The 15,605-nt window shown below is 36.4% G+C and carries 14 protein-coding genes and 1 tRNA gene; 5 read left to right on the top strand and 10 right to left on the bottom strand.

Annotated features, from left to right (window positions below):
- Positions 1–399: 399 nt before the first annotated feature.
- Complete coding sequence (gene tnpA, locus L1967_RS18315; RefSeq protein ID WP_249602954.1) at positions 400–831, bottom strand: IS200/IS605 family transposase; 432 nt, start codon at positions 829–831, stop codon at positions 400–402.
- Between the two features lie 147 nt (positions 832–978).
- Positions 979–1,052, bottom strand: a tRNA-Arg gene (locus tag L1967_RS18320).
- A gap of 218 nt (positions 1,053–1,270) precedes the next feature.
- Here L1967_RS18320 and L1967_RS18325 point away from each other — a divergent pair.
- On the top strand, positions 1,271–2,245 hold the full coding sequence (locus L1967_RS18325; RefSeq protein WP_249602993.1) for a type I phosphomannose isomerase catalytic subunit: 975 nt from the start codon (positions 1,271–1,273) through the stop codon (positions 2,243–2,245).
- A 119-nt stretch (positions 2,246–2,364) separates the two neighbouring features.
- On the opposite strand, the gene L1967_RS18330 is transcribed toward L1967_RS18325, so the two are convergent.
- The 4 genes from L1967_RS18330 to L1967_RS18345 all read right to left on the bottom strand — a co-directional run bounded on the left by L1967_RS18330 (position 2,365) and on the right by L1967_RS18345 (position 7,725).
- Positions 2,365–5,205: a glycoside hydrolase family 2 TIM barrel-domain containing protein gene (locus L1967_RS18330; protein WP_249602955.1), complete on the bottom strand. Its 2,841-nt coding sequence runs from the start codon at positions 5,203–5,205 to the stop codon at positions 2,365–2,367.
- 224 nt (positions 5,206–5,429) lie between these two features.
- Positions 5,430–6,374, bottom strand: a complete 945-nt coding sequence (locus tag L1967_RS18335) for an alpha/beta fold hydrolase (RefSeq protein WP_338063558.1) — start codon at positions 6,372–6,374, stop codon at positions 5,430–5,432.
- Between the two features lie 292 nt (positions 6,375–6,666).
- Positions 6,667–7,086: a hypothetical protein gene (locus L1967_RS18340; protein WP_249602957.1), complete on the bottom strand. Its 420-nt coding sequence runs from the start codon at positions 7,084–7,086 to the stop codon at positions 6,667–6,669.
- A 78-nt stretch (positions 7,087–7,164) separates the two neighbouring features.
- Positions 7,165–7,725, bottom strand: a complete 561-nt coding sequence (locus L1967_RS18345) for an AraC family transcriptional regulator (RefSeq protein ID WP_249602958.1) — start codon at positions 7,723–7,725, stop codon at positions 7,165–7,167.
- 78 nt (positions 7,726–7,803) lie between these two features.
- Between L1967_RS18345 and L1967_RS18350 the strand changes: the two genes are divergently transcribed.
- On the top strand, positions 7,804–7,998 hold the full coding sequence (locus L1967_RS18350; protein WP_249602959.1) for a hypothetical protein: 195 nt from the start codon (positions 7,804–7,806) through the stop codon (positions 7,996–7,998).
- A 379-nt stretch (positions 7,999–8,377) separates the two neighbouring features.
- Here L1967_RS18350 and L1967_RS18355 read toward each other — a convergent pair whose 3' ends face one another.
- From L1967_RS18355 to L1967_RS18365, 3 genes are all read right to left on the bottom strand, one after another.
- Entirely contained in the window at positions 8,378–9,178 is an 801-nt protein-coding gene (locus tag L1967_RS18355; RefSeq protein ID WP_249602960.1) for a hypothetical protein, read from the bottom strand.
- A 114-nt stretch (positions 9,179–9,292) separates the two neighbouring features.
- Positions 9,293–10,060, bottom strand: a complete 768-nt coding sequence (locus tag L1967_RS18360) for a LytR/AlgR family response regulator transcription factor (protein ID WP_249602961.1) — start codon at positions 10,058–10,060, stop codon at positions 9,293–9,295.
- 11 nt (positions 10,061–10,071) lie between these two features.
- Entirely contained in the window at positions 10,072–11,787 is a 1,716-nt protein-coding gene (locus L1967_RS18365) for a histidine kinase (protein WP_249602962.1), read from the bottom strand.
- A gap of 146 nt (positions 11,788–11,933) precedes the next feature.
- Between L1967_RS18365 and L1967_RS18370 the strand changes: the two genes are divergently transcribed.
- Positions 11,934–12,263: a DMT family transporter gene (locus L1967_RS18370; protein ID WP_249602963.1), complete on the top strand. Its 330-nt coding sequence runs from the start codon at positions 11,934–11,936 to the stop codon at positions 12,261–12,263.
- Positions 12,264–12,404: 141 nt separating this feature from the next.
- Here the strand turns inward: L1967_RS18370 and L1967_RS18375 are convergent, their stop codons facing one another.
- Complete coding sequence (locus L1967_RS18375; RefSeq protein WP_249602964.1) at positions 12,405–12,791, bottom strand: hypothetical protein; 387 nt, start codon at positions 12,789–12,791, stop codon at positions 12,405–12,407.
- Between the two features lie 303 nt (positions 12,792–13,094).
- Between L1967_RS18375 and L1967_RS18380 the strand changes: the two genes are divergently transcribed.
- Together L1967_RS18380 and L1967_RS18385 are read left to right on the top strand one after the other, a co-directional pair.
- Entirely contained in the window at positions 13,095–14,186 is a 1,092-nt protein-coding gene (locus tag L1967_RS18380) for a sensor histidine kinase (protein ID WP_249602965.1), read from the top strand.
- An 8-nt stretch (positions 14,187–14,194) separates the two neighbouring features.
- Entirely contained in the window at positions 14,195–15,511 is a 1,317-nt protein-coding gene (locus L1967_RS18385) for a sigma-54-dependent transcriptional regulator (protein ID WP_249602966.1), read from the top strand.
- Positions 15,512–15,605: the final 94 nt, after the last annotated feature.

Here is a 15,605-nt window from a genome sequence, read left to right on the forward strand (position 1 = left end):
CAATTCTATTGTATCTTTGTCAAGTACAGAGTACATAAAGGGTTGGTTTTGATAATTGTATGTTTCGCAACACAAATATCTGCAACCCTTTTTTATTTTTAAAAAAAGTTTAAATCATTTCTTTAAGTATATATCACCAACGAATGGCAAAGACAGAAAAATAACGTTTTATTTTTATAGCCTGTTAGGGAGCAATTTTTTAATGTTTTAAAAGTATTTACAGCTACATTCATATAAATTCCAGTAATTTTCGTGAACTAGTTTGCCCGTAAACAACCTGTAGTGTCTCCCAAGTCTCCCCTAGCCTAACGGCTGCTATTAAAATACTCAGTAAAACTAAACCACTCTGCACTAAAAGTGCAGAGGTTCATTAATACTGGGGACTAAAAGTCCCCTTTACTATTCCAATATAAAATTGGAATTATCACTCGAATCACGCCGGTGATGTTCCAAGTATTCATTGACCATTTTATCGGTAATATTACCAGTACCCCAGACTCCATAACCACTTGCCCAAAAATGTTGTCCCCAATAACGCTCCTTCAATTTTGGAAATTCTTGTTGAAGTTTCCTTGATGTACGACCTTTAAGTTTTTTCAATATGCTACTTACATTCAATTTTGGAGCATATTCGATATGCATATGAACGTGATCCGAACTAACTACTCCTTTTAGTATTTCTATACCTTCAACTTCACATATTTGGATTAAAAGTTCACGACAACGAGTTTGAACATCTCCTCGGAGTACCTTGTAACGATATTTTGTAACCCAAACAATATGACCCGTTAAATAACTAACCGTATGAGAGCCTTTTCTTTGATAACTCATAATACGAAAATATAGATTTTTTCGCACTACTAAAGTGCTGCAATAAAATTTAAGGGTTTAAATCCCATTGTTGAGACCAATAAAAACATAAAACCCTGAAAATCATACGATTTGCAGGGTTTTGGTGTCAATTATATACTTGAAAAGTGATCGCGACAGGATTCGAACCTGTGACCGTCTGCTTAGAAGGCAGATGCTCTATCCAGCTGAGCTACGCGACCATTTTTGCGGTTGCAAATATAATCTCTTTTTATTTTAAAACAAGGCTTTTTTTAAGAAAAATGAGTTTTTATTTCATTTCATTTTTTTAAATATTGATAAGCAACAGTTTAGTACTTTAAAAAGTTTAATGTTTCTAAAAGGCATTGGGTATACGATTACCATTGTCTTAAAGTTTTTACTTATTTTTATGCACGATTTAATCCTAACACAAATAAGAATGCTTAATTATCCAATCAAATTTATACCTATCCTAAAAGAAAAAATTTGGGGAGGTGAGAAATTAGCGACCATATTAAACAAAGAATCCAATTCCAAAAACTTAGGCGAAAGCTGGGAAATTTCTGGGGTTAAAGGAGATATCTCTGTGGTAGAAAATGGAGCTCTTAAAGGCAAAACCTTAAATGAACTTTTAGAAGAATATAAAGGAAAATTTTTAGGCGAGAAGATCTATGCAGATTTTGGAGCAGAATTTCCCTTGCTTATAAAATATATCGATGCCAAAACCGCACTTTCTGTACAATTGCATCCACATGACGATCTTGCTAAAGAACGTCATAACAGTTTTGGGAAAACTGAAATGTGGTTTATCATGCAAGCCGATAAAAATGCCGATATCAATGTTGGTTTTAAAGAAACCATTACCAAAGAAGATTATATTAAACATCTTGAAGAAGGTAAAATTACCGAAGTTCTTAATTTCGAACCTGTTAAAAAAGGTGATAGCTTTTTTATTAATACCGGTAAAGTGCATGCCATTGGAGCAGGTGTATTATTAGCCGAAATTCAACAAACTTCAGATATTACCTATAGAATTTACGATTGGGACCGTGTAGATGACCAGGGAAATTCCAGAGAGTTACATACCGCTTTAGCGATAGATGCTATCGACTTTGAAAAGAAAGATGATTTTAAAATGGAGTATGATAAAACTCCTAACCAATCTTCAAATATTGCAGATTGTGAATATTTCACTACCAATTATTTACCGGTAAAAGGTAGCATCACCAAAGACTATTCCGCTGTAGATAGTTTTATTATTTATATGGCCGTTAGTGGGAAAGCGACGATAAGTGTGAATGGCAATGCTGAAGAAATCGAACAGGGACAGACTTTATTAATTCCTGCGGAAAATAAAGAAGTACAGATAAGCTCAGATGATTGCGAATTATTAGAAGTTTCTGTAAGTAGATAAGACAATATATTGACTAAAAAAGCCGGTTAAGCCGGCTTTTTTTATTGAAAATCAGGATGAATTTAGTACTCGATATATTGGACATTCAAAATAGCTAAAAATGCTTCCCAATTTTAGTATTATGGTGTATTCTTTACATAAGACTTCCACCCTTCTCTTTCCTTTTTCTCGAATAGTTCTGAAATAATTTCCCATTTCACTTTTGCCTCAGGATTAAAGTCTTCAGAATTCATATAATTTAAAATACTTAATTTAAGTTGGCGGGCTACAATTCGTTCATTCATATCATTTTCTAAGTCTATACTGCACACCATTAATTTACCTTTAGCCACTTTTGCTTCAAAAAGCATGGATAAACGTCGATTTAAAAACCAGGTATCGATGGGCTGAATTATTGGAGTAAAAGAAGGATCAAAATTTTCCAAATTCATTACTTGTTGCTTATTGGCGATTTCCCACCATTGTAAATCGCTATAATAATCTGTCGGGAAATCTTTAAATACAGGATGAGTGTCCCTAATATAAATACCGGTAGTATGTGGTGGGCGCATCCTAAACCATGAGGTATTCCAAAAGGCCGGAACAAGGTATTGTACAACATCTTTTCCGTTTTCAACATGACCGGAAGCCAATAGCAAAACAGACTGCCCATCATTTAACGCTTTACGTACCTTATCATTAACTTCAGTCGCAATTATAATATCTGATTCTTCAGTTGCTATTTGTTTGTCTGGATACACCCAAATATTCCATTGATTTTTAAACTTTCCAACACTTACCTCTATCGTCAGCTTTTGAGCTTTTTTTACAAAATCTAACGTGGTTTCTATTGTACCTATTGAATTATTTGTCCCTATTGGGATGCTTTTCCTCTTAAATGTCCCCTGCTTTAAAATATTTTCTTCTGAACGTATCTTCCAGTTTAGTTCTCCATTTAAAACATTACCACTAAAATTGGCAACTTCTACAGGAATACTAACATGCGCTGTATCTATAAAGGTGAATTTCTCTAAACGTATTAATGGGACTACAGAAGCATTAAAAGCGCTAAACTCATCTGCAGAAATATAAGGTTTTTCATCCCAAAAGGCATCTAATACGCCTACCAGTGCCGTGCCCTGTCCCGGGAAATCCGTTAGGCCTAATAATTGAAAACCTGCTAAATTTGGTGTTCTTAAAGTAGCTTCTATTTCCTGCTTATAACAGGAGGCCTGTAATTTCCCGGAAGCCATTAAAAATTGATTGGCTAATGATTCCATATGATGATCGGCGAGATCTTCCTGAAATAGCTCGAAATTTCTTGCTTTTAAAGAACCTGTATATTTTTCAATTTCATCAAAATTAGGAAATACACACCACTGGCCCATTTCAAAAGTAACATAAGGTTTCTCCTGACCCTCAGTTTTATCTCGATAGTCAAAAGTTGAATTGGGTTGTTTATCTTTCCATTCCAATCCTCGTGGCGGGGAACGTACGATAAAATCACTATTTTGGATAATTGCCCAGCTACGTCCCGTAGATGCCCCGGTAAATAAACGCTGCGAATCATATTCTCTAAAATGTTCAACCCAGTTTTCTAAATAAGGTACATAGTTGCCAGAAGGCTCATTCCCGTAAGACATCATTACAAAAGAAGGATGATTTCCGTAGGTATCAATAATACGCTTCGTTTCCTTCATCAAATAGTCATCTATAGGTGTGCCATCACCCAGGCTTGTTGAATACTTCGCCCAGCTTGGTCCTTCTATCTGCAAATAAAAACCCACTTTATCTGCTGCTATAAAGGCTGCTTCTGGCGGGCAATACGAGTGAAAACGTATATGGTTTAGCCCGAAGGATTTTGCTATGCGATAAATTTCACTCCATTCCTCTTCAGAGGTTGGTGGATAGCCCGTTAACGGAAAAACCGCACATTCTGTTGTTCCTCTTAAAAATACGGTGGTTCCATTAATTTGAAATCGGTTTTTATCTACAGTAAATGCTCGCATTCCAAAAACCGCTGTCTTCTTATCTAAGATGCTATCGTTGTTTTCTAGCGAAACTGATAGCTCATAAAAATTTGGCTGAAATTCACTCCATTTCTTATAATTATCGCCCATAGCAATACTGTACTTCGCTTCATCGCCGCCCGTCCAGTTTTTATTGATTTCCTCCAATTTATGCTCATGGTTTGCCCCATTGATATTAAAAGCAATAGTAGCATGAGCAAGTGGTTCATTCAATTTTATATGAACGTCAACTAAATTATCTTTAAGATTAGGTACGATCTTAAGCTTTTTAATAAAGATTTTTGCTACTGGCATCAGTGTAATCGCCCCAACCATTCCATTCCAATTTCCCTGGGTATGATCTGTAATACTATGGGAATTTATACCGGGATCTATCGTCCTAATCGCATTATCCACCTTTATCGTTAACCAATGTTTAGCTTTTGAAATAGCTTTAGCAGGAATTATAAATTGATGTGGAACAGATAAACTATTGTCAGACCCTATTTTTAATGAATCCAACCAAACAGTAGTTTGCCAATGTGGACGTTCCAGATAGAGTTTCAGGTCCTTTTCAACCCAATCCTTAGGGATTTCAATTTCCTTTTGATACCATACAGTTCCTACATAATGTTTATCGGGTGTTAACCAAAATGGAAATTTAATATTCCCCTTTTCCCGGTACTTTCTCATTGCCGGATTAAAATACCAGGAACTATCGTAAATGCTGCCTGTCCATTTAGTATTTACATCAGGTTCCTCACCAATACCATAATCACGTAGCGCTCCTGGTAATTTTATACTATCAGAGAACTTTTTAGTATACCATGCCTCATCCTCGCCGATAGCTGAAGTATCTAATTTATAATTCCAATTACCCGAAAGATCCTGATATGAATTGTTGCTTAAATTGATATAAGAGCATCCATATAAAAAGAGTAAAGCAAAAGTACCTACCACCAATTTATTCATACAATATATCATACTTTTAGTTTTGAAGCCACCTATTGATCATTAAAATTCATTTTTTTATCAATACGCTATAATTCTTAATACAACTTCAAGTTTACTGATAAAGAAATTTAAATGCATCCTGTACTATAAGGTGAAATTAACACTCTATGCGTTATGTTTTCCCTGGTACAATAAGCTTATTGCTACGCTCTAGAAATTAGAACTTACTTCTGAATTTTGTTTTACAAGCCCTCTAAATACGCTTTTATATACCCCAATGTTTCAGAGGTCTTGCAATTGATGAGTCCGTTATGGCCGGTGCCTTCCATGTGAATATGGCTTTGGTAGGGATATTGGCCCACCCGGTATTTTTCCTGAAACGTATAACCCAGATCACTCTCCTCACTGCTTATAAACAACACCTGTTCAGTAAAACGGTCTAAATGTGTGGTAAAGTCATAATTACCGTCATTCACCTCATCGATTGCTATAGCAAGGGCTGCGGCTGCCCCACCCCTAAAGTTTTTAGATGGGCAGCGCTCTCCCCGGTTTTCACGATCCAGAGTTACCCGGGCAATTCCATAATAATAATCGGCCTTCTCGTGATCATCCAGCCCTATCAATTGCTTTATCCATAAAGCCTGGTTGATGTCTTTTCCCAGTAAATTAACGGCATTGGCCTCTGGCAAATGTGTATTGATCGTTGCTGAGAAGCCCCCCGGCTTCAGCAAGACCGCTCCCTTAACCCGCTCCGTATGGGAGTTGATGTATTGCGTTGCGACCACACCGCCGTGTGAATGACCAATAAAAATCACCTGTTCGTCCGGCGCAAAATGATCCACCAATTCCTCCAGGTCCTTAAGGGAGTTTGCCATGGTCAATTCGTCTTTAGGATGTCGTTGTGAAAGGCCACAGCCCCGGTAATCATGATAGATCACCTGATAATCCTGTAACAGGCTCCAGCCCTTATTACTTTGATTGAAATCAAGTAAATAACGGAAATCGTCACCGGGCCCGCCTTCCAAAACAAAGATTTTAGTCCCTGCAGGGTTGCCATAACTCGCATAATACAGGCGGGTACCTGATAGGCTGATGCTGGTGAGTGAAGGATCTTCTACTACCGTCGCTGGAACCAGATTTCCCGGTTCACCGGGATCCTGGGTTTCGCAGCTGTAGCATAAAATTATTGAAGAAGAGGAGTATACATAGGTTTTGTGTTCTCATAGTAGTCTATAGTTTAAATAAAGGTTGAAATAAAGGCCCGGTACAAGCCTGTCATACCTGCCGTTGGTTTGATATCCGCCTTGTAAAGCAGCTTCAAGGGATTTTGCCCGATTGATGTACCTGCTTACAGAGGCTCCCATACGAAAGGTTCTTACCGTATTGCGGTACCAGCCATCCTGAGCATACTCATAGAGGTACTCTTTCCAGTAATCAGAATGTTCAATGTGGGTCAGGAAAAAGGGATTAACCGAAAAATCAAGGCCAAAACCGCCTCTTTTCGTAAGAAACCGGGGGGCTAAGATCCAGCCGATAGCCCAGGGCGTTATACTTTCCGGCGGGATTAGCGCTTTGAGCGTAGATTAAGGCCAGCTTAGCCTGAACCGTCCAACGCTCGTGCAGCGGCAGCCAGTGCATAACGCCCAGCCTTGAACTGAAATTTCCGCTGCCCAAAAGGGCACTGCTCTGTGTAAACCGGGTAAACACCGCAGACCGATACCTGGATTGATAATAGGCATAGCCCAAGTGCAGGGCGATGAGGCTGTGATCAAAGCCCCCTCCTGCCTCAATGATGTGATGCTGATAGTCCCGGGGTTGCAGGGTCTGCCCCCCAAGGCTCGATGCAAAACCTATTAAGCCAATAAGCATGCACCCATAGTTTTTAAAATTCCAGTTCATACGTGTCGCATTTTGATTGAGCGGCAAATGAATGGAAATCAACCCATATGGATGTTCTGATTTCTAAATCAGAACACTTTAAAGGTCCTTTCTGTATTCTGAAGGGGTCTTTTGGGTTTGTTTTTTAAAAGCCGTATTAAAAGCGGAGCGCGATTGAAATCCGGTTTGATAGTAGATCTCTTTGATCTGGAGTGCGCTGTTTTCTAAAAGTAGTTTGGCTTCGTCAATTCGGTAGTGGTTAATCAGCTCCGGAAGGTTCATTTTAAAATACCGGTTGACTTCTTTAGACAGTTGTTGCACGTCCATACTCAATTTTTCGGCCAGCATTTCCCGGTTTATTTCAGGATTGGAAAATAATTTTTCCTCCCGGAATAATTGGGTAAGCTCCAGCATTTGCGTATTGCCGCGTTCATCTTCGGGCTCGTTAGACTTAATCTGATTGGACACCCCCACCCGCACCTGCATAAACAAACCGGGTTGGGACATGGTAAAATAAATCAACCCGCAAAACAGGATAATGGCCAGGATAAAGGCGATCAGTTCGGTCCAGTCGGCCATCAGTTCATGATTGAATTGCGAAAAAGCGTTAGCAGCAATCGCAAAAAACCAGACCATTCCAAACGAATAGGTGATAAACAAGATCCATATTTTTTTTACAGGCTTTTCATGTTGTCTGGACTTGAGCAATCGGGTAATCCATAGTGCATAAATCAAATAATGGATACTGAAAGCAGCAAAGAACAGGGTGTGGGAAAACCCAAAACAGATGTAATAGCCAAGGAATATCCCAAATACGAGCAGATGCCTCCAGGACTTTTTAACCTCAACCTGAAACAGTCCGCAAAAGTGAAAATACAGAAGCGGGGCGTACAAAAAGACGAGGGTACCAAAGAACAAATGAATGCGTTCTGACCCAAACAACGGGGTATCTATAGTAAGATCGGTTATACTGTGTATCGCGGTAAGCAGCAGAAATAAGCAGAGCGGAAGGTTTTGTTGCTTTCTTCCTGAAGAGTACAGCGATCACGACAGTGATAAAGATCAATATACTCTGTACAATTACCGAAGCCAAGCTCTATATATTTCTTATAAAGGGCAGCATCATATTTTAGAAAGAATAATTAGTGCTATTTCTTTCTAAAGGTTTGCCGCGTATTTTAAACCAAAGTATTATTTTCGATTTTAAAACGCAGATAATTTAAAAATGTTTTAGGTATTGTAATTTTAAACAAAATTTCATTAAGTAAACTACCTCGGGGCGAGACCACGAGGCATTCGATAGATACAAAATTTAATCCTTATAAACACTAATATTAAAATTACTGAATAATGTCGCCGCTTTGTGTTGCTGGCGAAGAGGACTACTAATAAAGAAATGCTTGGCTTTCTCTCCATTAAATAATTTAGTATCCGCTATTTTCTCATCATCTAAAAATACCTTTACATTATCCTTATGAACCTCAATGGCAACATGCATTACCTGATTTGCATAAGTTTCTAAATCGAAATCTGAGGCCTGATAAATATCTGCTGAACGACTACTCACTACAATATCATTATTATTCATATACTGTAATTCGGCATACCAAATATTATCTGAAGAAATCCATCTTGTAAGACTATTATCTTTAGTAAAACCAAAATAAAGTGAAGAAAGATCATCAACTTTATCGGCTGCCACCAAAAGATCGAACTCTATGGTAAAATCATCTGGATAATAAATAGAATGGTTTAATTTATACGTAGTACGCTCAGACATTTTTAACCAGTTCCCTCCTATTTGGCTTACGGGTACTACAGATCCAGATCCTGTTGTTTTCCAATCTCCAGGCATTGATCCTAACTGACGTCTCGAAAAATTAGAGGCATAAACAATAGAATCTCCAGGATAAAAACTGATGGTATTTTCTAACTGAATCCTGCCCGATCTCGACTTCTTTGTTGTATCTTTCTTCCCAGGATTTAGCCCCTCATCTATAACCTCGTTTGCTTTATCTTCAATTTTATTCTTTATCTTATCAAATATTTGTGCCTGAAGCACATTAGAAATCACAAAAAAAGTAATTAGGAAAAAATAAGCTTTCGTTTTCATGAGATATTGGTTCAATATTTTATGCCAAATATACTCCTGAAAAACCACCTGATATTTGCTATTTAAAGAGGATTAGAATATACCTGTTCTCATTGAGAATTTAACCATTCTTGTCTAGAATTCATCAAAAAAATTAAGTAACAATTGCTTCCTGTTTTGCGAAACCGGCACTTCTATGTCTCCGTGCAACACAACACATTGCTTTTTTCGGTTATAAGAAAGAATATGATCGCTGTTAATGAGATGGGATTGATGGATTCTTAAAAATCCGTATTTTACAAGGTCATTTTCAAATTTCTTTAAGGACTTAGAGACCAAAACTTTATTGAAGTTATTGAGATAAAATAAGGTATAATTATTATCTGCCTGAGCCTGAATGATATCTTTTAAAGCAACGATATGAATATCATCCTGAGTTTTTAAAACTATCTTTTTATCCTGTTGCTGCCGCTCGTTAAGAAATAAGGTTTCTAATTGTTTGCTATAATTTTCAGCCGAGATATTTTTTAAGACTTTTTCAACAGAATTTATTAGGTTTTGGGGGGCTATTGGTTTCAGCAAAAAATCTAACGCACTCAATCGAAAAGCTTCTACAGCATAATTCGCATAAGCCGTTGTAAAAATCACTTTAAATTCAGGATATCCTTTTTGATATAAATCATGCAGAAAATCTATAGAATTACCATCGGGTAGATTGATATCCAAAATCAATAATTCCGGAGAAAAAACAGTCAATTTTTCAGAAGCTTCTTCTAAGCTTTTCACACTGCATATTTCAAACCCGAAGTGGATTTTAAGAATATCACTAAACATTTGTGAGGATGCAACATCATCTTCAACGATCAAAACCCGTAAATTTGTTGGTTTACTTTTTAAATCCATCAGTCATAAATTTATAAATGTACATAAGGAATAACAAGACTAACGCGAGTACCGGGAAATTTCTTGTGATCTGATGCATTGTCAATATTTAAATCTATAGGAATTTGATTAATAGTTTTTAGCTCCTTCATTCGTTCGCTCAAAATATCCTGCCCCATAGATTTATGCAATTTATTATGCTGAAGCGTTCCTCTTTCGTTTTGAATACCGGTGCCATTATCGATAATTTCAACAGCTATTTTATCCTTAGCTTTAGTTCTTTTAAATATAACTTCAACTCGGGCATTTTCTGGTCTTGATTTGGCGCCATGGATCACCGCATTTTCCACAAAAGGTTGTAAGAGCATTACCGGAATACTTATTTCTTCTGGCGAAATAGAAGGATCACAGTCTATTTTAAATGAAAAATCGGCTGCAATTGCATTTTCCTGTAAGCTTAGATAATTCTCCAGCATGGCTATTTCATCACTCAGTTTAATAAAATCTGAATCTGAATATTCTAAAACTGATCGTATAAGCTTTCCAAAATGATCCAGATATTGCATAGAAGTTTCACGTTCATTACGATAGATATAAAATTGGACTTGTTGTAAAGCGTTAAATAAAAAATGTGGATTAAGTTGTAATCGTAAAAACTTGCTTCGCAACCGTGATTGCTCAAGTTTTTGCCGCACTTTTAAATGTTTCATCCTAAAATAAACTCCAATTCCAAGCAATATCAAAAGAAAACTACTTACCATCACAATCCACACTAATTCTCTTTTTCGAATCTTATTTTCAGCTTCTAATAAGGCTATTTTTTTCTCCTTCTCGGCAGTTTCGTAAGCCGCCCTAATATCTGCGATTTTTTGTTCGTAATTTTTGCTGGCAACAATATTCTTAACACTATCATATCGATCATAATATTCTAATGCTTTTTGATACTCTCCTGCTGCCATATTTGCGCTTCGTAGATTGTATAAAAGCCGGACCTTTTCCTGTAAATTAGCATACTCTAGTGCCTTATTATAATTTTTAATCCCTTCGTTAATATCACCGTTATTTACTAATCCATAACCAAGATTATTTAATGTGATTACTGAAACCGGCATTTTTAATGAATCTCTAATTCGTAAACTTCTTTGAGCACTCTCTATAGCGCTTTTCCAGGATTTTTGGTTGATATAGTAATTACTAAGATTAGTATAAATTATTGCTTCTACGCGTGGTTCTTTTAGCCCTGCTGCTATCTCTAATGCTTCTTCATAAATTTGATCTACTTGTCCTTTTCCGGCTTCCATAGATACCCCGCCAAGATTAACAAGAATCTTTAAACGATCTATATCTTTCTTAGCATATTGCAAAGCCTCCCGAAAATTTAGAATCGCATCCTCAAAATTTTTAGATTTAGAATATATAACTCCTACGCCTGAAAATAAATTAATCTTATCTTGGATATCAAGGTAGTCTAAGTGTTCCTTAGCTTTAAAATATTCAGAAAGAGCGACATCAAGATTTCCTGTCAACAATTCTATTTTACCAAGATATAAATGGGCCTTTGCATTTAAACTATCAGGAATTTGCTGCCCGATAAAACGTGTTATTTTTCTTTTAGCCTGCCGATATTTTTTGGTAGAAATTAAAGAATCTATCGTCCCAAATTCTACCGAATTTTGAGTCTGACAGAAAAAATTAAGCGAAAAAAAAAGGCTTAAAAGCACTAATATGGTCCTTAAAGAAATTGGCATGCTGAATTTTTTAGGCGGCCTACAAAATTATTAAAATTTTAGGCCAAGACTTTAGAAAACCTATAAAATCTTGCTGCTTTTTCTTTATCATTTTCGACGGCAGAAGAGTTATTATTCTTTCTATTTTTGCTGAAATATTTAAAACAATGAATTGGTTTCTCTTAATAATTGCCGGCTTATTCGAAATGCTCTTTGCCTTATGTCTTGGTAAAGCCAATCAAACTGAAGGTCTAACATCAAAACTTTGGTTTGGGGGATTTTTAGTATGCCTTGTTTGTAGCATGAGCTTACTCATAAAAGTAACCAGAGTACTGCCCATTGGAACAGCTTATGCCGTATGGACGGGTATTGGGGCCGTAGGAACTGTATTATTAGGGATCTTTATTTTTAAAGAACCGCCTAGTTTTTGGAGATTATTTTTTATCACCACCCTTATAGGCTCCATCATTGGGTTAAAGTTAGTATCCCATTCATAGCACCAAAACTCTCCCCTTAATTTAGGTGTTCTGAAAAATTGGGGCCGGAACCAACCAGGAAAGTAAAAGAATACTTAAAATGGCAACTAACGCAACAATTAAAAGAAACTTAGTTCGTGACAAAATATACATTTTTAAAACTTATTTTTTTCGCTCTGGCAATCGTTTATGAATACTTTTTTTTAATAAAAGGTATTTTTCAAAAATCCTGAGATACCGCATACGATGCTTTTCATATAAATTAATATGTTGATCTCCATATTCATTTTTTCCGTATTCTAACTCTTTTTTAAGTTCCTGCTCAAACCTGCATAAACCTGCTGTACATAAAATAACCTCCCTACGCATTCCCTGTAAGGTATTGGCTAATCTTAGATCATTAATCATCCGTTTTTCAAGTTTTAGAAGGTCCCCTAGTTCTTCATTTATATCTTCAAGAAAAAGTTCCCACATGGCCACTTCCCTTAAATCCTTTTTAATACAGAGCTCTCGATACGAATACACCTGTTTAAAAAAATTGATATTCAATTGCTATTTCCAAAAGTTAAACATGCCATCACAAAGACAAAGCCTATACCGATATCCATAAATAATTCAGTATAAATTTTTAAAAAACTGATTACCAGATATTTAATAAATAATATATTTTACGAAAAAATGCTATTTTTGAGTAAAAATGCACCATCGGGTAAAATCACCCCAGTAAAAATATAGCGCTTACATAAGAATATAACTGATTATGAATAACTTAGCGTTCAATTGAAAATTTTAAATAAAATCATTCTGATTATAGCCTAATTATGGCAGGTTATTCTATAGAGAATTTTAAAAATGAATAAAGAGTTTACATTAGAAGATCGTTTAAAGGAAAGAGTAAAAGAATTAACGTGCCTGTACAGCATTTCAAGCGCTCTACGAAAGCATTCAGATGATATTCAGGAGACTTTAAAAGAGATCTGTGAAATCACCAAAAACGCCTGGAGACACCCAAAGGACGCCATTGTACAATTATGCTATACCCATGTTGAAATCAAAATAGGGAACATTCCCAAAAACCATATTTTTCAGGAAAGTAAACTTTCAGACCATCAGGGAAATGTAGGCGATATTAGAGTATATTATGATGCTGAACACTATGATAAAACAGATTTCTTAGAAGAAGAACAGCAATTACTTAACCAAATAGCGATAGAAATTAGTGATTTTTTTGAGCGGGAAAGTATCAAAAAGCGAGAAGAATTATTACGCCGAAAAGCGGAACATAACGACCGATTAGCCATACTTGGTGAAATAACTGCTGGCATCGCGCACGAGCTAAATACACCTTTGGGAAACATTCTTGGATTTGCTGAACTTATTCAGGAAAATAATACAGACGAACAGACCAGAAATGATCTGGAAAAAATAATTAAAGCCAGTATATACTCTAGAGAAATTGTAAAAAAGTTAATGTTTTTTGCCTGTGAGATGCCTCACCAAAAACAACCGCAGCAAATAAAACCTATTATCGAGCAGGCGTTATCTCTTTTAGGACCCAACCTTAAAAAAGCAAATATAACCTGTGCTTTTACAATTGATCATAACGACTTAGTCATTCCCGTAGATATTGTACAATTTACCCAGATCATTTTTAATCTGGTGATTAATGCAATCTATGTTTCCCCTCCCAAAAGTAGTATTGAAATTAGCGTAACACAATCTAAAAATCACATGCTTATGGAAATTAAAGATCAGGGGCCAGGAATTCCAAAAGCCCTTCGTAAGAAAGTGTTTCATCCTTTTTATAGTACAAAACCACTTGGTGAAGGCTCAGGATTAGGATTAAGTGTGGTGCATGGCATTGTAAAGGCACATCGGGGAGAAATAAAAATTACAGATAATACGCCTACCGGAAGTAACTTTCAGATTTTATTACCACTATAACTTTGAACATGACCTATAAAAAAGCAAATATCTTAATAGTAGACGATGATTTTGATATGTTAGAACTGCTTCAGCGGCAACTCCATGATCAAAACTTTCATGCTTATAAAGCCTCCAATGTTCTGGAAGCTATAAATATTTTAAAATACAGCCGCATTGATTTACTGGTTACAGATTTGCAAATGCCAAAAGTAGACGGGATAGAATTAATTAAATATGTATCAGATCATTACCCTACGCTCCCAACACTGGTTATCACAGGATTTCCTTCGATAGATGGCGCTTTGGAAGCCATGAAATCTGGCGCGGTAGATTATTTAATAAAGCCCTTCACTAAAGAGGAATTAAAAAATGCCGTAGCCAAAGCTTTACCACAAAATCTACAGGAAACTACTCCGCATTCCTCTGGTAATGCCAGTATCTCTTACGCCGGAATCATTGGCAATTCTGAACCCATGCAAAATCTTATTGATCTTATTGAAAGGGTTAAAGATAACAAAGCAACGGTTTTAATCCAGGGCGAAAGTGGAACAGGAAAAGAACTCATTGCAAGGGCCATTCACTATAAAGGGAGATTTGCCCCGCAGCCTTTTATCGCCGTTAATTGCGGTGGGATTCCTGAAGATTTACTGGAAGCCGAATTATTTGGCTACACCAAAGGGGCTTTCACCGGAGCCTTGGAAAACCGACAAGGCTTTTTTCAGGCGGCAGATAAGGGTACTATATTTTTAGATGAAATAGGGAATGCTCCCATGAAGGTACAAACCAGGCTGCTAAGAGTCCTTCAGGAAAAAGAAATACAGCGGATTGGAGAACAGGAAACCAAAAAAATTGACATTCGCATCATCGCGGCCACCAACAGTGATCTTTTTAAAATGGTACAAAATGGTAAGTTTCGGGAAGATCTTTATTATCGATTAAATGTGGTCAATATAAGTACTCCTCCCCTACGATCACATAAAAGCGATATTCCGTTTCTTGCGAATAATTTTTTAAGAAAATATGGGTCAGAATATGGTAAGCGGGCAAAACTTAGTGATAAGGCATTAGAGTTATTACAAAATTACGACTGGCCAGGAAATGTAAGAGAGCTGGAGAATATTATTCAGCGTGCCCTAATTTTAAGTGATGATGAAATCAGCATAAAGCAACTTCCAGAGCATTTTAAATACAGTATTACTACTAGTGATACTGCATTTAAATCTTTAGCGGAAATGGAAAAAGAATATATTCTGAAAGTCCTGGCATATACCGATCAAAATAAAACACAGGCCGCTGAAATTTTAAAGATCGATCGCAAAACACTTCGCAATAAATTAAAATAGCAAGCGGTACATTATTCCCCAGCCGGGAGATAATGCCCATTTAAATTTTACAAAAGCAAACATTTTTAAAAATGCAAAAACCTCAAAATCAATA

The sequence above is a fragment of the Zunongwangia pacifica genome (assembly GCF_023499215.1).
Lineage (GTDB): Bacteria > Bacteroidota > Bacteroidia > Flavobacteriales > Flavobacteriaceae > Zunongwangia > Zunongwangia pacifica.